Annotated in this window: 18 protein-coding genes; 2 read left to right on the top strand and 16 right to left on the bottom strand. The window is 61.6% G+C overall.

All coding sequences use genetic code 11. From position 1 onward, the window contains the following. The first annotated feature begins 56 nt into the window (after positions 1-56). Positions 57-1,289, top strand: a complete 1,233-nt coding sequence (locus ACRQEG_RS01790) for a lipid II:glycine glycyltransferase FemX (protein WP_435733757.1) — start codon at positions 57-59, stop codon at positions 1,287-1,289. Between the two features lie 81 nt (positions 1,290-1,370). Here the strand turns inward: ACRQEG_RS01790 and murJ are convergent, their stop codons facing one another. Both murJ and ACRQEG_RS01780 read right to left on the bottom strand, forming a co-directional pair. Then, positions 1,371-3,140, bottom strand: coding sequence for a murein biosynthesis integral membrane protein MurJ (murJ, locus tag ACRQEG_RS01785; RefSeq protein ID WP_274734869.1), 1,770 nt, complete (start codon positions 3,138-3,140; stop codon positions 1,371-1,373). 15 nt (positions 3,141-3,155) lie between these two features. Then, positions 3,156-4,388 (bottom strand): carboxylate--amine ligase, encoded by a 1,233-nt coding sequence (locus ACRQEG_RS01780; protein ID WP_126134603.1) that lies wholly within the window; start codon positions 4,386-4,388, stop codon positions 3,156-3,158. A 99-nt stretch (positions 4,389-4,487) separates the two neighbouring features. Here ACRQEG_RS01780 and ACRQEG_RS01775 point away from each other — a divergent pair, with 99 nt between their 5' ends. Then, positions 4,488-4,724, top strand: a complete 237-nt coding sequence (locus ACRQEG_RS01775; RefSeq protein ID WP_274734871.1) for an RNA-binding S4 domain-containing protein — start codon at positions 4,488-4,490, stop codon at positions 4,722-4,724. On the opposite strand, the gene ACRQEG_RS01770 is transcribed toward ACRQEG_RS01775, so the two are convergent. The 14 genes from ACRQEG_RS01770 to ACRQEG_RS01705 form a co-directional block, all read right to left on the bottom strand. Next, a complete protein-coding gene (locus ACRQEG_RS01770) occupies positions 4,721-6,118 on the bottom strand; it encodes a glycine--tRNA ligase (protein ID WP_126134605.1) in 1,398 nt (465 codons plus the stop codon). The genes ACRQEG_RS01775 and ACRQEG_RS01770 overlap by 4 nt on opposite strands. A 45-nt stretch (positions 6,119-6,163) precedes the next feature. Continuing rightward, positions 6,164-6,688 carry a VTT domain-containing protein gene (locus ACRQEG_RS01765; protein ID WP_435733756.1) on the bottom strand — a complete coding sequence of 175 codons (525 nt, stop codon included), beginning with the start codon at positions 6,686-6,688 and terminating at the stop codon, positions 6,164-6,166. A 2-nt stretch (positions 6,689-6,690) separates the two neighbouring features. After that, on the bottom strand, positions 6,691-7,140 hold the full coding sequence (locus ACRQEG_RS01760) for a Fur family transcriptional regulator (RefSeq protein ID WP_126134607.1): 450 nt from the start codon (positions 7,138-7,140) through the stop codon (positions 6,691-6,693). After that, on the bottom strand, positions 7,127-7,987 hold the full coding sequence (locus ACRQEG_RS01755) for a metal ABC transporter permease (protein WP_126134608.1): 861 nt from the start codon (positions 7,985-7,987) through the stop codon (positions 7,127-7,129). Before ACRQEG_RS01755 ends, ACRQEG_RS01760 begins: the two co-directional genes overlap by 14 nt. After that, on the bottom strand, positions 7,984-8,733 hold the full coding sequence (locus tag ACRQEG_RS01750) for a metal ABC transporter ATP-binding protein (protein WP_274733218.1): 750 nt from the start codon (positions 8,731-8,733) through the stop codon (positions 7,984-7,986). The genes ACRQEG_RS01755 and ACRQEG_RS01750 overlap by 4 nt, the downstream gene beginning before the upstream one ends. Beyond that, positions 8,724-9,698 carry a metal ABC transporter substrate-binding protein gene (locus ACRQEG_RS01745; RefSeq protein WP_274733217.1) on the bottom strand — a complete coding sequence of 325 codons (975 nt, stop codon included), beginning with the start codon at positions 9,696-9,698 and terminating at the stop codon, positions 8,724-8,726. The genes ACRQEG_RS01750 and ACRQEG_RS01745 overlap by 10 nt, the downstream gene beginning before the upstream one ends. A 23-nt stretch (positions 9,699-9,721) precedes the next feature. Further along, the gene (gene dnaE, locus ACRQEG_RS01740; RefSeq protein WP_274778467.1) at positions 9,722-13,252 is read right to left on the bottom strand and encodes a DNA polymerase III subunit alpha; all 3,531 of its coding nucleotides are present in this window, start codon (positions 13,250-13,252) and stop codon (positions 9,722-9,724) included. Between the two features lie 10 nt (positions 13,253-13,262). Further along, positions 13,263-13,718: a GNAT family N-acetyltransferase gene (locus tag ACRQEG_RS01735; protein WP_435733755.1), complete on the bottom strand. Its 456-nt coding sequence runs from the start codon at positions 13,716-13,718 to the stop codon at positions 13,263-13,265. After that, the gene (locus ACRQEG_RS01730) at positions 13,715-14,635 is read right to left on the bottom strand and encodes an RluA family pseudouridine synthase (protein WP_320757840.1); all 921 of its coding nucleotides are present in this window, start codon (positions 14,633-14,635) and stop codon (positions 13,715-13,717) included. Before ACRQEG_RS01730 ends, ACRQEG_RS01735 begins: the two co-directional genes overlap by 4 nt. A gap of 1 nt (position 14,636) precedes the next feature. Continuing rightward, entirely contained in the window at positions 14,637-15,239 is a 603-nt protein-coding gene (locus tag ACRQEG_RS01725; RefSeq protein WP_320757841.1) for a signal peptidase II, read from the bottom strand. A 5-nt stretch (positions 15,240-15,244) separates the two neighbouring features. Next, positions 15,245-15,826, bottom strand: a complete 582-nt coding sequence (locus ACRQEG_RS01720; protein WP_016442554.1) for a DivIVA domain-containing protein — start codon at positions 15,824-15,826, stop codon at positions 15,245-15,247. A 96-nt stretch (positions 15,827-15,922) separates the two neighbouring features. Then, complete coding sequence (locus ACRQEG_RS01715; RefSeq protein ID WP_016442553.1) at positions 15,923-16,216, bottom strand: YggT family protein; 294 nt, start codon at positions 16,214-16,216, stop codon at positions 15,923-15,925. Beyond that, on the bottom strand, positions 16,216-16,623 hold the full coding sequence (locus tag ACRQEG_RS01710) for a cell division protein SepF (protein WP_284889610.1): 408 nt from the start codon (positions 16,621-16,623) through the stop codon (positions 16,216-16,218). Before ACRQEG_RS01710 ends, ACRQEG_RS01715 begins: the two co-directional genes overlap by 1 nt. A 40-nt stretch (positions 16,624-16,663) precedes the next feature. Next, a complete protein-coding gene (locus ACRQEG_RS01705; RefSeq protein ID WP_320757842.1) occupies positions 16,664-17,479 on the bottom strand; it encodes a purine nucleoside phosphorylase YfiH/LACC1 family protein in 816 nt (271 codons plus the stop codon). Positions 17,480-17,486 lie beyond the last annotated feature (7 nt).

Raw genomic sequence — 17,486 nt, 5'->3', positions numbered from 1 at the left:
GGTGGGAACCGGTGTTTCCTCCCGGGACTGCCCGTCTTCGTCGTTAGACTATATATATGCATTTCACCACCCTAACTGCCGAGGAATACGCTTCCGCTACCCGCCACAGCTCGCGTCTCTTCCTCGCCCAGCTTCCTGAATACGGTCGGTGGCGCACCGAGCAGGGCGACACCGTAGATTATGTGGGGGTGCGCGAGGGCGAGGAGCTGCGCGGCGTCGCCCTCATTACCTACCAGCCGTGGAAAAAGCTGTTCACCCGCGCCATTATTACCAATGGCCCCACCCTGGATTGGGAGGACGGCGAGCTGGTGGATTTCTTTTTCACGCAGCTCGCCGCGTATCTTGCCACCAAGAAGCGGGTGATTGCGCTGCGCATCACCCCCAATGTCCCCGCCGCTTTCTATGAAGACACCACAAAAATTGCTGGTTCGCCGCTGGGGTCGCGGGCGACCGAGCAGCTACGCGCGGCCGGGTTCCAGCATATTCCCGTGGATCCCCATGACCCGGCCGATATTCATTTTATTTACACGAAAGATATTGCCGGGAAGAGTTTCGAGGAGATCGCTGATTCCCTTACGAAAACGATGCGCCGGCAGGTCAAGCACGTGGGGCGCTACGGCGTGGAGGTGCGTACCGGAGGCGTGGAGTTGTGGGAGACTTTCCACCAGCTTTACGAATCCTCGCGCGAGCGCACCGAGATGGCCGAAATCTCGGATTATTCCGCGCACCTGTATACCGCGATGATGGAGAAACTGGGCCCGGAGCGGGCTTTCCTCGCGATTGCCTACGCGCATCCGGCCACCTACCTGGAGGAGATCACCGCGAATATTGCCCGCCTCGATGAGCAGATCGCACAGAATTCCACCGAGCCGCATACTCGCAAAAAGGCGGGAGCGCTCAAGGAGCTCGGTAACCAGCGCGCCTCCCTGGTCAAGCAGGAAACCGAGGCCCGCGATTTAGCGCAGCGTTACGGCACTAGTGTGCCTTTCGCCGGGGTGCTGGCTTTCCGCTGGGGTGACGAACTGGTGCAGCTGCTCCGCGGCTTCAATAAGGATTTCACCACCTATAATCGCGATTACCCGGTGGAATCCACCCTGCTGCGCTGGGCGGCCGCCCACGATATTTCCACCTATAACACTCTCGGGATTTCCGGTATTTTTGACGAGTCCGCACCTGATTACCCGGTGCTTGAGTACAAACGCAAACTCAACGGGAACGTGGAGGAATTTATCGGCACTTTCGCCCTGCCGCTGCGCCCGGAAGCCAGGCTCACGGGAGCGCTGCTCTAGCTTTTCCGGCACGGTGCCGCGGCAGCGGTACGACGACGGGGCTGCGCCACCGGCGCAGCCCGGCTAGTTCCCCGCGCGGACTCATGAACGCCGGCGCAACCGAGCCAGGATCTTCGCCACGGGGCGGAAAAGCACGTCGATTTCTTCCATTTTTGCGAGCTTCATACCGCCCACGTAGATCAGCACCATGACGCTTCCTCCCACGATGAGGGCCAGGAGTGCCTGCGCCGGGGTCATGGGGCTAAAGACGGGGCCCACCAGGCGGGCCGCCCCGTAGCCGGCCGCGGCCGCCAGCCCGGAAATCGCCACGAGTTTGAGATGGAAGGATGTCAGGGTGGCGCCATCGACCCCACCCATGCGCGGGGACAGGTGCCACAACATCACAATGACCGCAAAAATATTGGCGAGGGAGCCCACAATGCCCACCGCCCACACCACGTGCTGGGGCGGCAGCAGCGCGCAGAATACCGTGAGCACGCAGGAGGCGCCCTGGAACGGCAAGCTAATGAGGAAGGCACCGCGGGTGTCCTCAAAAGCGTAGTAAACGCGGTCGAGTACGCTCACCGCACCGATCCCAAAGAGCCCGAGGGCCATAGAAGCCACCACTTTCCCCAGGGTGACCGCCTGCTCCGCGCTCGACGTAATAGCGAAAAGCCGCGAGACGGGAACCGCGAAAACCATGAGGCCGATGGCCGCCAGGAACATGATGGTGGAGACGATGCGCAGGGTGCGGGAAACATCGCGGCGCATGCGATCCCTATCTCCATCCGCGGCCGCCCGCGAGATCCGGGTAAAGACCGCGGTGGCAATAGAAACGACGAAAAGCGAGGTGGGTAGGGAGTAGATAGTGTAGGCGGTGTCGTAGGCGAAATTACCCGCGACGTACTCCGAATTCATGCCCATGCGAATGGCCCGGTCAGAGGCCCCGGCGGCGGCATTGGAAATGAGCGCCGTCGGGATGATCGAGGTGACCATCATGAGGAGCATCCACCAGGAAGCCCGGCCAGCCGCCCCCAACCCGGAATTACGCCACCGGAAATCGAAACGGAAATGGATACCCAGGCGGCGCAGCGGCCAGATAAGGATAAGCGCTTGGGCCACGATCCCCAGGGTGGAAATACCACCGAGCCAGCCCACCCGCGAGGCGGTCCACCGCCCGGCTTCCAGAGCATCCTCCGGGGTGGCCGAACCAAAAATAGCAAGAATGGCGAGCATCCCGAGAACCGCCACCACGTTATTGAGAGCCGGCGCCCACATATAGGGCCCGAAGTTTTCGCGGGCGTTGAGGATCTGCCCGATAACGGTGTACATGCCGTAGAAGAAAATCTGAGGCAGGCACCAGTAGGCCCAGGCCACCGTGAGACGATACCAATCCTCGGACATGGTGGCCGCCATAACTTTCACCACGGCGGGCGCAGCCAGGGTAATAAGCACCGTCACCGCCCCCAGGCCCACAATCGCCACGGTGAGGAGCTTGTTAATAAAAGCGGCGCCTTCTTTCTCCCCCCGTTTGGTGGCCCGCACGATCGCCGGCACCAGCACCGCGTTGACCAGACCGCCCACAATAATCATGTAGATGAGGTTCGGGAGCTTATTGGCAATCCCGAAAGCATTTCCAGCCGGCGAGGTTAGGCCCACCACCGCACCGAGGAGAATCGGGGAACGCACCAGGCCGAGGATGCGCGAGACGAGCGTACCGAAGAACATGATGATGGAGGCCCGCGCGGCACTCGCGCTTTTTGCACCGGAACTAGCGGAGGTATCGGGCTCCGCTAGCTCCGGGCGGGCATCGGCACAATCATCGGCCACAAAATGCCGCCCGGTCGGGCGGCGCGGGGGGAAGAAACGCATGCCTTGAGCTTAGCCTTAGAATCCAGATTCGGTGGGATGCGGGTAGAAGCGCCGCATTTTCTGCACCGCACGAATATCGGAAAGCATCCGGAAAATAGCGCGTTTCAGGTGGCGGTCCTTGCTATAGGCAATCGGATTGACCACCGGGCCACGCCGGCGCACTCGCCGCACCTGCGCAGCCAGCTGCGGATCGCGCACGTAGTTCCGGCCCGCCAGCCACGCGGGAATAATCGCGAAAATACCGGCGCGGTTAACCCGTTGGAGGGGCGCGGTTTCCCCGGCGATATCCGCCACCAGGGCGCGCGCCAGATTCACCCCGCCCACCTTAAGGTAGTAGTGCCCGCGCCCGGCCCGCGGGTTGAGATCCAGCCAGTAGGCCCGGCCGGTGCGCGGATCTATTTTCACGTCCATGGAGAAGAAGCCCCGCAGGCCAACCTCCCGCACGATCCGTTCGGCCCGGTCGGTGAGGAAACCATCCGGATCCGTGAGGATAATCCCAGCATTGCCGATAAGAGAAGGCTCATGCAGTCCCAGTAATACCCGCCCCGAGCCAATCGCGCTGAGGTGCCCGCGTGAATCAATATAGCCATTGACAACCCACTGGGTGGTGTCATCCCCCGGAATAAGCTCTTGGGCGATGAGGTCAATACCAACCTGGCGGCCGGCAAGCATGGCAAATTTCGCGCGGGCTGCGGCGGCGTCGTCGAATACCTCCACCTTTTTCAGACCCGTGGCGTACAGCGAGGTGGGGTTATCCGCGCGCGCGGGTTTCACCACAATGGGGAACGGCAGCGCGGCGAGGGCCGCGTCCCAGGTTTCGGGTCGGGATAAATGGACGACGGCGCGCCGCGGGGCCGCCTCCCCCACCTTTTCGTATACCTGCGCCATCGCCTCTTTCGAATTTGCCAGGTCCACGACCTCCGGGGCGGCGAAAGGGAAGAACCAATTCGACGCCAAACGGTGCCGGTTACGCACAATAACGTCCACACCCTCGTCAACGTTAACGAGGCAGATGAGGGTACGATCCGCGAACTCCGCGGCCAGGGAGTTAAGCAAGGCCACGAATTTTTCTTCGTCCTCCATAATGCGGCGTTCGCAGTACCGCACCGAGAGAATCGAGGAGTTATTAATATGCCCGCGCGGGTATTCGGCAACGACGAGCGAATTCACCCCGTAGGTTTCGTGGAAAAGCCGCGCAAAACTATAGGCTTCCACCTCATTACCGAAGATCACCGGCAGTGCATCCATACGTGTTCTCCCTCCGCGCCCCGCCGCGGGCACGATCATTATGCTAGCAGCGCCGCGCTAAAGTAGAAGCCAGCACTCCGCCCACGTGAAAGGACCGTCATGACCGACACCCCTATCCCCAGCATCGAGGTTCGTTTGCCGATTAAACTCGGCCAGTTCGTGAAATTAGCATCGTTGGCGGCTTCGGGCGCCGAGGCCCGCGAGCTTATCGAAGCGGGCGATATTAGCGTGAACGGTCGGGTAGAAACCCGCCGCGGCAGCGCGCTGGCGGAGGGCGATGTGATTGCCCTCGCCCAGCCGCGCGGCGCGCTGCGCGTACGAGTGACAAGCCTCTAGCAGCCCACCAGTTTCTGGGCCAGGAAGCCCTCCACCTTCTCTAGCGGGATACGGACCTGCTCCATGGTGTCGCGGTCGCGTACCGTGACCGCCTGATCTTCGAGAGTATCGAAGTCCACGGTCACGCAGTACGGGGTGCCAATTTCATCCTGGCGGCGGTAGCGGCGCCCGACCGCTCCTGCGTCGTCGAAATCAACATTCCACGAGGCCCGCAAGCGCGCGGCAAGATCCGCCGCCAAGGGGGTGAGCTTCTCATTGCGCGAGAGCGGGAGCACCGCGGCCTTGACGGGTGCCAGGCGCGGATCCAAGCGCAGCACGGTGCGCTTATCCACCCCGCCCTTGGTATTAGGCGCCTCATCTTCCACGTAAGCATCCACGAGGAAAGCCATAAGCGAACGGGTCAGCCCGGCGGAGGGCTCAATCACGTAAGGAACATAGCGTTCCCCGCTGGCCTGGTCGAAGTAGGACAAATCCTTACCCGAATGCTTCATATGGGTGGTGAGGTCAAAATCGGTACGGTTGGCGATGCCTTCCAGCTCGCCCCAATCCGATCCCTGGAACCCGAATTTGTATTCGATATCCACGGTGCGCTTGGAGTAATGGGAGAGCTTTTCCTGGGGGTGTTCGTACAGGCGCAGGTGCTCCGGGTTAATCCCCAGGTCCTTGTACCAATCCAGGCGCTGGTCAATCCAGTACTGGTGCCATTCTTCATCCTCCCCGGGCTTGACGAAGAACTCCAGTTCCATCTGCTCAAATTCACGGGTGCGGAAAATGAAGTTTCCGGGGGTGATTTCATTGCGGAAAGACTTGCCAATCTGACCGATGCCGAAAGGCGGCTTCTTGCGCGAGGTAGTTTGTACATTCGCGAAATTGACGAAAATACCCTGGGCGGTTTCCGGGCGCAGGTAGTGCAGACCGGATTCGTCTTCCACCGGGCCGAGGGTGGTTTTCAGCATCATGTTAAAATCGCGCGGCTCGGTCCATTGGCCCTTCACCCCGCAATGCGGGCAGCCCAGCTCCGCGGTGGTAATGGAATCCGGGTCGTCAATATGCTTCTTCGCAGCCTGGGCTTCCTGGAGCTGGTCCATGCGCAGGCGCTTGTGACAGTTGAGGCATTCGATGAGCGGATCGTTGAACACCCCGACGTGCCCGGATGCCACCCACACTTCCCGCGGCAAAATAATGGAGGAGTCAATGCCAACAACGTTATCGCGACTTTGCACCATGTAACGCCACCACTGGCGCTTAATATTTTCTTTCAGCTCGGTTCCCAGCGGGCCGTAATCCCAGGCCGAGCGGGTGCCGCCGTAAATTTCCCCGGCGGGGAACACGAAACCGCGGCGCTTGGCCAAAGAAATAACGTTATCGAGACGGGAGGGAGCAGGCTTAGCCAACGTTGTTCCTTTCTATTGCGCGCATCCGGATGATGCGTGGCCCGTCTAGTCTACCGCCGCGCCCGTTTCCGCGCGGTCCCGACCCGTGCGGAAAACGAAAAGGAAATATGCGACGACGACGCCCAGCACCACCACTGCGGCAATTCCCCACGGGTTACCGAAAATAGCTGCCCACACCGCTCGCAAGGCGAGCATACCCACCGTGGAGTAGATCGCCGCCCACCCCAGCCAGCCGGGAAGCGCAGCCAAAGTGAAACGCCAGCCGCCCATGCGGGTAAGCCCGGCACCGATGAGGATGACGGTTTGCACGCCGATGGTGAAGAAGCAGAGAGTGACGAGAGGCCAGCCGCGGCGCGCCACCCGCTGCGAGGCCGCGATAACGCGTTCATCGTGCGCCCAAGCCCAGGCGCGGTGGGCGAGGCGATTGCGCGGTTCACGCTGGCGCGCCACCAAGTAGGCGGCATAGCGGCCCAACCAGAAGGTGGCGCTGGAGCGCAAGGAAACCACGAGGAAAAGGAAAAGATAGACGAAGGCAAAGGAACGCCCGGCCAGGAACGCAAAAGAATCCATGCTCAGCGACCCGCGCTTTCTCCGGTGCGGCTCGTTCCCTGCCCACCCCGCCCGGTTGTTTGCCCGGCGCAATCGGAGCAGACCCCAATGAGTTCAAGGGTGTGGTCCACATCCGAGAAACCGTTGGCGGTGGCAATGGAACGCACCCAATCTTCGGCACCTTCGAGTGCGATTTCCACGGTTTTGCCGCAGCGCCGGCACATGAGATGGTGGTGGTGTTCTTCGGTTTCACAATAGCGGTAGAGAGTTTCGGTCCCCTCCTGCATGGTATCGAGAATCCCCTCCTCCGCCATGGCCTGCAAGGTGCGATACACGGTGGCGAGCCCGATGCGCCGGCCCTCCCGAGAAAGCTTTTCGTGGAGCTCCTGGGCAGAAACAAATTCCGGGATCGTTTCCACCATCTTCGAAATGGCGATCCGCTGGGCAGTTACCCGCGGTTTAGACGCGTTCATGAACCCTCCTGTGATTGCGCCGTACCAGCGTAGATACCATTGCCACGGCCGCGTACCCGGCAATGAGAATCACCGCGATCATAGCCCCCGGAGAGGCAGAAACATAGCGGGTAATGACCAATCCGACAAGTGCGGCTCCGCATCCGAGCCCCATGGCCAGGCGCTGGGTATGCGCCAGGGAGGAGCACACCAGCTGGGCGGTGGCCACCGGGACGATCATCATGGCCGACACCAGCAGAATGCCCACCACCCGCATGGACACCGCGACCGTGAGCGCTGCCGTGACCGCGATGAGGATATTAAAGGCCCGCACCGGCAGTCCCGAGGCACGCGCGAAGTCTTCGTCGTTCGTCACGGAGAAAAGCGGGCCGCGCAGCCCGATACCCACCGCGAGGATAACCACGGTGAGGGCCACGGTGTACCACACGTCCTGCCCCGTGACCGTGGTAACTGAGCCGAAGAGGTAGTAGTTGAGGTTCGCCGTCGTGCCACCCGCAAGGGAAATGAGCAGCACCCCGCAGGCAATACCCCCGTAGAACAAAATCGCGAGCGCGGTATCCCCCGAGGTGATTCCCGCGGACCGCACCCATTCGATAATGAGGGCGCCGAGCACCGCGATAACGAGGGCACCGGGCACCGCGAAACGTTCGGGTTGGCCGTGCAACCACGTGCCGGTGAGCCAGCCGAGGGCCACCCCGGTGAGAGCCACGTGCCCGATACCGTCGCCCATGAGGGCCATGCCGCGTTGGACGAGGTAGCTGCCCACCACCGGCGCCGCCAACCCCACGAGTACCGCTACCAGCAGGGAACGCATCATGAGGGGCGAGGAAAGAATATCTGCGATCATTGCACCACTCCCCCGTGAACGTAGCCATCTGATACCTGGATATCGCGGTGCACCAGGTGAGCGAGTTCCCCGCGTTCGTGGAGCACCATCACGAGGGTGAGCCCCGCGCCGTGCAGGCGGGTGAGGATATCGGCCAGATCGGCGCGGGCGCGGGCATCGATCCCGGCCAGCGGTTCGTCAAGCACCAGTAGATCGGGGCGGCGCACCAGCGCGCGGGCGATCATGACGCGGTGCTGCTGGCCGCCGGAAAAGACCCGTACCGGATCCTGGGCGCGATCTTCCAGTCCCACCGCCGCGAGGGCGTCATAGGCTGCGGCGCGGGCCGCTTTCCCCTTATCCGCGAAAAGGTGACGCCCGGATAGTAAGCCGGAGCGCACAACTTCCAGCGCGGTGGCAGGCAGATTGCCGGCGTGCACCATCGACTGGGGCACGTAGCCCACCCGGTGCCAGGGCACCTGGCGCGGGCGCGCGGTATCCGCCCCGAAAATTTGCGCGGTTCCGGTGTGGGCAACGACGCCGAGAAGCCCCTTGACGAGGGTGGATTTACCCGAGCCATTGGGCCCGAAGATCCCCACCGATTCCCCGGCCGCGATCTCCAGGTGGGCCGAATGCACGATCTCGCGCCCGCCCAGGGTAATACACAGGTCGCGGGCAAGGAGGGCCGGGGGAAGCGTAGGCTGCGCCGGGGCCTGGCCCGCAACGGATATCGCGCCCGTGCCGGGTGCCGGGGACGGACTTACTGGCACTGCAATCCCTCACGCAGGTGGGCGAGGTTGGTATCCATAATGCTCAGGTAACCTGCGCCATCCGGATCGGATTCCGCGGTGCTCAGCGAGGAGAGTTGCGCGCCGGTTTCCGCGGCGATGGCCTCGGCGGTTTTCGCGGGGCTATTTACTTCCGCGAAGATGGTGCGGGTCCCGGTTTCCGCCATAATGCGTTTCACTTCGGAAATATCGAGCGGGGAGGGATCCTGATCCGGGTCAATCCCCGAGATTCCCACCTGGACGAGGTTATAACGGTCCGTGAGGTAACCGAAAGCCGCGTGGGAGGACACCACGGTAGTAGTAGCGCACTGGGCGAGACCCGTGGAATAGCGCGAATTGAGATCGGATAGCTCGTTCTTGAGGCGCGCGAAATTTGCCTCGAAATCAGCGCGATGCTCCGGGTCCATGGAGGAAAGCGACGCCGTGATGGCTTCGCCTACGTCCCGCATCCGCACCGGATCAAGCCAAAAATGCGGATCCAGAACGCGCCCGGCTTCGGTAGCTTCATCCCCGTGATTATCGGCTAGACCGCGGTGGTGAACCAGCTTGGCGGCATCGGCCAGATTGACAGCGTTACCACCCCCAATGGTGGAAATCGCCGCATCGAGGGAGGGCTGGAATCCGGCGACGTAGAAGATGACGTCCGTGGCTTCCAGTTCCGCGACCTGCTTCGGGGAGAACTCGTAGTCATGGGGTTCCACATTGGTGGGGGTGGCGGAGGTGACCTCCACGTAATCCCCGCCGATCTGTTCAGCGAGCCACCGGATCGGGGTGAACGATGCCGTCACACCAATGCGCGCGGTATCCGCGCTCGGTGCAGCTGCGGAGCTTGCGGCGCTATCCGCGGGCGAGGTGGAGGATGGCTGGCAGCCGGCCAGCAGCGCGGTGGATCCCAGCAGCGCTGTGCATCCGAGCAGCGCCACCATACGAGTCAAAGTTTTCTTCACCCGGCCAGTCTACCCAACGCGAACTAGACCAAGCAGTTACGCCCGAGGAGCACCTTGAGATCGGAGAAGAAACGCGCTTCGGGTTTAACATAAAATTCTTGGCCCACCTGCACCACCGAGGTGCGGCCGGGGCGCTGGATATGGAGCCGCACCGGGGCACTCCCCGGGTAGAGCTGCAGCAACTCGCTGAGCTGCCCGAGCAGATCGCGGGTGCACATGCGCTCCGCCAGCTGAACGTCCACGGGCGAATCCGGGAGCAGGTCACCGCTGGGAATTTTCATATCCTGTGCGGAGAGCTGAATATTGCCATCACGATCCGAGACGCGCGCGGTAATAATGGCTACCTGATCCGGGGCGAGCAGCCCGGCCACGGTCTGGTAGGTGGCCGGGAAGAAGTTGATCTCCGTACTGCCCGTCATATCCTCCAGAACAATCGTCGCCCACATCTTCCCGTTTTTCTTGGAGATGCGCGGCTGGACAGCTGTCACGAGTCCGGCCAAGGTCACAGTCCGCCCGTCCGTTGCGGCGTCGTCGTCCAAAAGACGCACCACCGTGGTATCGGCCGCGCGATCCAAAATATGTTCCATGCCGGAGAGCGGGTGGTCGGAAACATACAGGCCGAGCATATCGCGCTCGAGGTTGAGCTTTTCGCGTTTATCCCATTCGGGCAGCTCGGGGATATCGACCTCCACCCCGCCGGCGATTTCCGAACCGCCGAACAAATCGAACTGCCCCACCGCTTCATTCTTCTTCAGGGCGACGACGGCATCCACCGCTTCCGCGACTTTGGAGAGCAAGGCGCGGCGGGTATAGCCCATGGAATCGAAAGCCCCGGCGCGCACGAGGCATTCCACGCTGCGCTTATTGAGGACCTCGAGAGGAACCTTATCGAGGAAGTCCTGGAAAGAAGTGAAGGCACCCTTTTCTTCGCGGGCGCTAATAATGCCGTCCACGACTTTCGCGCCCACGTTGCGCACCGCGGACAGCCCAAAGCGGATCTCCTCCCCCACGGCGGAGAAATTCGCCAGGGATTCGTTCACATCGGGGACGAGCACCCGGATGCCCATGCGACGGGCTTCCCCGAGGTAGACCGCCATTTTGTCTTTATTGTCTTTGCGGGAGGTGAGGAGGGCCGCCATGTATTCCACCGGGTAGTGGGCTTTCAGGTAGGCCGTCCAGTAGGAGATCACGCCGTAGCAGGCCGAATGGGACTTATTGAACGCGTAGGACGCGAAGGGCTCCATGGTGCCCCACAGGGTTTTCACCGCGTCCTTGCTAAAGCCCTGGGCCACCATCCCGGCTTCGAAATCGACGTACATCTTATCCATGACGTCTTTTTTCTTCTTACCCATGGCTTTACGCAGTGAATCTGCCTGGCCCATGGTGAAACCGGCCACCGTCCGGGCGATCTGCATGATCTGTTCCTGGTAGACGATCAGGCCGTAGGTGGGGGCCAGAATCGGCTCGAGGATCTCCTCCAGTTCGGGATGGATTGCCTCGATTTTCTGCAGGCCGTTCTTGCGCAGCGCGTAATTGGTATGGGAGTTCATCCCCATGGGGCCGGGGCGGTAGAGCGCGGACACCGCGGAAATGTCCTCGAAGTTGGTGGGTTTCATCTGCTTGAGCAGCGTGCGCATCCCCGAACCATCCAGCTGGAAAATACCGAGGGTATCTGCATGCTGGAGCAGCTCGAAGGTGCGCTCATCATCGAGGGGAACATTATCGATATCGAGCGGCTCTTTATTATTCGCCACGATATTTTCCAGGGCGTCCTCAATCGTGGTGAGATTGGACAGCCCTAGGAAGTCCATTTTGAGGATGCCAAGGTCCTCGCATTCGGGGTATTCGAATTGGGTGATGACCGCACCGTCAGCCGGACGTTTCATCACCGGGATAACATCGGTGAGCGGGACCGAGGACATAAGGATGGCGCAGGCGTGCACACCCCACTGGCGGGTGAGCCCTTCGATGCCTTGGGCCAGGTCGAAAACACGTTTGGCATCCACATCGGTGGAGACCATATCGCGGAATTCCCCGGCTTCCATATAGCGGGAATTCTTTTCATCAAAAACGCCGGAGAGCGGGATGTCTTTGCCCATGACCGAGGGCGGGAGGGCCTTGGTGAGGCGTTCGCCCATCTCGAAGGGGTAACCGAGCACCCGGGAGGCGTCCTTGAGGGCCTGCTTCGTTTTAATGGTGCCGAAGGTGACCACCTGGGAGACTTTGTCATGCCCGTATTTATCTTCAACGTACGCGATGACTTCCCCGCGGCGCCGTTCATCGAAATCCACGTCAATATCAGGCATAGATACGCGTTCCGGGTTGAGGAAACGTTCGAAGAGGAGGCCGTGTTCGATGGGATCCAATTCGGTGATATGCAGCGCGTAGGCCACCATGGAACCGGCCCCGGAGCCACGCCCCGGGCCCACCCGGATGCCATTGCGTTTGGCCCACAGAATGTAATCGGACACCACGAGGAAGTAGCCGGGGAAGCCCATCTGGACGATGACCTCCACCTCGTAATTGGCGCGCTGGCGCACATGATCGGGAATATGCTCCCCATAGCGCGAATGCAAGCCGCGTTCCACTTCTTTAATGAACCAGGAGGTGATGTCCTCCCCTGCGGGAACCGGGAATACCGGCATGTAATTAGCGCCTTCGGCGGCGGTGGTGAAGGAGATATTGCAGCGTTCGGCCACCAGCAGGGTGTTTTCCATGGCTCCGGGTAGGTCCCCGAAGAGACGGTACATTTCTTCGGTGGAACGCAGGTGGTAGCCGTGGCCATCGAATTTGAAACGGTTGGGATCCTGGAGGGTGGAACCGGAGTTAATGCAGAGCATGGCATCCTGGACGGAATGATCCTCCGCGCGCACATAATGCGAATCATTGGTGGCCAGCAGCGGCGCATTGATTTTCTTAGCGAGATCCAGCAGATCATTGCGGGTGCGCCGCTCGATTTCATTATCGTGGTCCATGATTTCCACGAAATAGTTTTCTTTACCGAAGATCTCCTGCATCCGCCCGGCGGCTTCCAGAGCTTCGGCGTGCTGCCCCAGCCGCAGCCGGGTTTGCACCTCCCCGGAGGGGCAACCGGCGGTGCCGATGAGACCTTCGTGCAGCTCCTCGAGAAGCTCGATATCCATGCGGGGCCATTTGCCCATCTGGCCTTCCAGCGAGGCGCGCGAATCAAGCCGGAAAAGGTTATGCATCCCGGTGTTATTGATGGCCAGCAGCGTCATATGGGTATAGGCTCCGCGCGCGGACACATCGTCGCTGCGCTGCGATTCATCCCCCCACAGCACCCGGTTGCTGGAGTAGCGCGAGGTACCCGGAGTCATATATGCTTCCACCCCGATAATCGGCTTGATACCCGCGTCCTTACAGGCCCGGTAAAACTCATAGGCGCCGAAGCAGTAGCCGTGGTCAGTAATGGCCAACGCACTTTGATGTTGGGCAACGGCCTGCGCTACCAACGGCTTGATTTTCGCGGCCCCGTCCAGCAGGGAGTATTCGGTATGGGTGTGGAGGTGAACGAAATCTGAGGGAGCGGCCATGGGGCCTAGTCTATCCAGCGCTCACTATCCGCGCCATTTCCCGGTGCCAGATGCGCGCGTCCAGGAAGGGTGCGCGGGCGGTGAGTTCGTAGCCGAGGGCCCGGTAGAAGCCGATTTTGTCCTCTTGGGCATCGAGGACAATTCGCACCTGCCCGGCGTGTCCAAATTCGCGCAGTGCCACCTGGGCCGCGGCCTCGCACAGGAAGCGCCCTATGCCCAGGCCGCGGGCGGAAGGGCGCACGCAGACCCGCCCCAGGTGTACGACGCCCTCCGTGGTTGCGTAAACCCGTGCCGCACCTAATGCTTCACCCGCATTATTCTCGACGACGACGTGGTGGGCACGTTCGTCTATGTCGTCAAGTTCTTCTTCCAGCAGCACGCCCTGCTCCCCGCAGAAGACCTCGATGCGGATAGCGCGGGCCCGTTCCAGGTCTCCCTCGAGCCAGCGCAGCTGCGCCGTCGTCATGAAAAAACTCCCGCGCGCATGCGCTCGAGAGCGGTGGCGAGGTCTTCCGGGTAGGGTGCCTCGAATTCGCGCCAGGTGCCGTCCGGATGTTCGAAGCCGAGGTGAGTGGCGTGCAGCCACTGGCGGGTCAGGCCGAGCGTTTCACTCAGCCCCGGATCGGCCCCGTAGGTAGCATCGCCTACGCAGGGGTGGCCGAGGGCGGACATATGCACCCGAATCTGGTGGGTACGCCCCGTTTCCAGGTGAACCTGGAGGAGGCTGCCTCCGGCCATCGCTTCCAGGGTGTCGTAGTGCGTAATGGAGTGGCGCCCGTCTGAGCGCACTCCCATTTTCCACTGGTGGCGCGGATCGCGCCCGATGGGTGCGTCCACGGTGCCGGAAAGCGGGTCGGGATGCCCCTGAACGAGGGCATGATAGATCTTTTCAGGAACACGATTGCGGAACTCGTCCTTGAGCAGCACGTAGGCACGTTCCGATTTAGCCACCACCATGCACCCGGAGGTTCCCACATCTAGGCGATGCACAATCCCCTTGCGTTCGGCCGGGCCGTAGGCGGAGAGCTGCACCCCGGCGTTCATGAGGGCGCCCAGCACGTCCGGGCCGGTGAAGTTGAGCGAAGGGTGGGCTGCCAGGCCGGCCGGTTTATCCACCACCACCAGATCGGCATCTTCGTAGAGGATGGGGATGGGGATATCTCCCCCGCGCGGGGCAACGGTGCGCGGGGTAGGAATATCGATTTCCAGGATGCTCTGCGCGCGTAGCCGCACTGATTTCGGCACTGGGTTGCCGTCCAAGAGCACATCTCCAGCATCGATCAGGCGCTGCACTTCGGCTCGGGACAAGCCGGTCAGGCGCGCGATAGCGGCATCAATACGTACGTCGGTGAATTCTTCCGTGACCGGATAGGTCCGCCACATGCTAGTCGCCTCGCTCGGAGCCGCCCGGCGCGGGCACAGAATCTGATGGATGCACCGTATCTGCCAACTGGGAGAGCGGAAGCGCAGCGGTATCCGGAGTCGCGCCTGAGTCCGCGGATCCCGCAGCTGCGCCGTCGTTCATCAAGAACGCGACGACGATCATGATCACAGCCCCGGCCACCAGCGCAATATCGGCCACGTTTCCCACGAACCAGTCGAAGTAGGCGATGAAATCGACCACGTGCCCGGCGAAACCGCCCGGTTCGAAGAAAATGCGGTCGATGAGGTTGCCGGCCGCGCCACCCCACATGAGGGCAAGACCGACACCGATCCACCGGTGGCGTACCCGCGCCGCGAGAGCTGGGAAGACCGCAAGCACCACAACAAGCGCGATGACGGTAATAACGCGGGTGGAATTTGCCCCCAGTGAGAATGCTGCACCCGGGTTAAAGACCAGGTGCAGCCCGAGGGCATCCCCCACAATGGCGATGCGCTCCGTTTGGCTGAGGTTAGCGATGGCCCACTGCTTCGTGAGTTGGTCGATGGCCACCACGGCCAGCACCCCCACGAGGATGAGGAACCACGAGGTGCTTCGCCTCACCATACGCACTAGTTACGAGCTTCGGGTTCCTGCGCGCCAGAATCGACGTTGGCGAGCAGCGTCTCCAGGTAGCTGTGCAGGCGCGTGCGGTAATCGCGCTCGAAGTCACGCAGCTCGGAGATCTTGCGCTCCACCAGGCCACGTTCCTGCTCCAGCTGGGCAAGGGTACGGTTGGACTGGGCTTCGGCATCCTCGATGATCTTGGCACTGCGGGTTTCCGCATCCTGGATCTTCTGAGCCTTCTCGGTTTCACCGCGGGCCACGAGTTCTTCGTAGGTCTGCTGTGCCATCTGAAGCACGGCGGCGGCCTGTTCCCCAACGGTGCCGGTGGGCTGAGCGAAGGACGCGGTGGTTGTGGCCTGGTCCGGCGCTGCGGGTTCTTCACCCGAACCGTTCTGGAGTTCGGTCACGCGCGCTTCGGCGACGGTGGCGCGATTCTCCGCTTCCTGGAGCTGCTTCGACAAATCGACGATGGTTTCGTAGATCGCGTCAAGGAATTCGTCGACCTGTACCTCGTCGTAACCGGTCTCCGCGGTTTCCGGGCGCTTAAAGCGGACATCCATGACATCCTGTGCCGTGAGCATTGCCATTTCTCACCTCAAGTAGTGTAACGAAACTGTGTTAAGAGCACGTAGCTGTGTTATGAGCACACGGCTCTCGGATAAAGCCTACCTCATCTGGGCGAACTACGAGACAAAGATACGTAAAATTATCCCATTGAGGATTTGAAGCACGATAAAAACAACGATGAAACCGATGTCAATCGCAATGCCTCCCAGCCGCAAGGGCGGGATGATTTTGCGCACCAGATTGAGAATCGGATCCGTGAGTGCGTAGACGATATTAACGATAACGAGAAGGGCGCCACTGGGGCGCCAATCACGCGCCGCAATAGTCACCAGATCAATAATCACCCGCGCGAGCAGCACCAAAAGATAGATGCTGATGAGGGTGGAAAGAATGATTCCAAGTACTGCCATTAGAACGAATCGCGCGACTCCGGGCGCTGGTTTTCCATGCGAACGGTACGCGGGGTCATGAGCAGGACGTCCGCGGAAATCTTATTGAGATCCCCGTGTAGCCCGAAGCAGATTCCGGTGGCGAAATCGACAATGCGATTGCGTGCAACGTCGTCGGCTTCCGCCAGGTTGATAATGACGGGCAGGCCGTCGCGGAATTGTTCGGCGAAGCCCCGCACCTCGGTGAAGGAACGCGGCTTAGCGGTGATGATGCGGGCGATATCCACGGGCTGTTCCACAGCGTGAATTTCGCTGACGGGGCTTTCCGCTTCGGCCTCGTAATCATCTTCGTAGTAATCGGCGTCGTCCTGGTAATCCAGGTACTCGTCGTCGTTAAGCGTTGCCTTGGAGACAAAACGCTGGAACATTCCCATAGCAGCCAACCCTTCTCGCTGTTCTCGTTTTACGTTAGGCGACGCGCCCGGCCTTGTCAGCACGGCGCGCCGCTGGGGCGTTGCAGTCCACCGCGAGCACGCCGGCGAAGCGGCCGGTGCGCGATGCACGTCGGTAAGAATAAAAATCTGGATCTTCGCGGGTGCACCGAGGACTGACATGGATCTCAGACACACCGACGGCGCGCAGCTGGGCAGTGAGCCCGGCCGCAATATCAAGGGAAGGTGTGCCCCAGGCGGTGCGCCCGGCAGCTTCCGGAACGCGTGCGGCAACGCTGGCCCGGAGTTCCTCAGGTACCTCGTAGCAGCGTCCGCAAATGGACGGGCCCAGGTAGGCGATAAGGCGCTCCGGCCCGAGAGAGCGCGCGGCGGCCGGCCCGATACCAGCCTCCAGCCCGCGTCGACCCACGTGCACCGCAGCTCCGGCGGGGCGATCACGTGCCACCAGGAGCAATGGGAGGCAATCGGCCACCATGACCACCGCTGCAGCACCCATCGGTACCTGTGCGGCGCCCGAGCTAAGCGGGATGTCAATGAGGAGGCCGTCGGTGCCGGGGGCCACGAAGGTACCGGCGGAAGTCAGAACGCCAGCATCTTCAAGGTGGTCCCCGTGCACCTGGTCCATATAGACGGGGCGCTGCCCGATTTGCTCTGCCAGGAGAGCCCGGTTACGCTCCACGGCGGCGGGGTCATCCCCGACGTGGTGGGCCACATTGAGGCCCGCAAAAGGAGCACGGGATACCCCACCGGCACGGGATGTGAATCCCGCCCGGATGCGGCCACCGGGCACGGAGATATCCGCTACCCACTCCACCAGAGCGTTACGAGTCATTGCTGCC

The sequence above is a fragment of the Actinotignum stranguriae genome (assembly GCF_051265215.1).
Taxonomy (GTDB): domain Bacteria; phylum Actinomycetota; class Actinomycetes; order Actinomycetales; family Actinomycetaceae; genus Actinotignum; species Actinotignum schaalii_C.
This window is presented reverse-complemented; position numbering and strand designations above follow the sequence as displayed.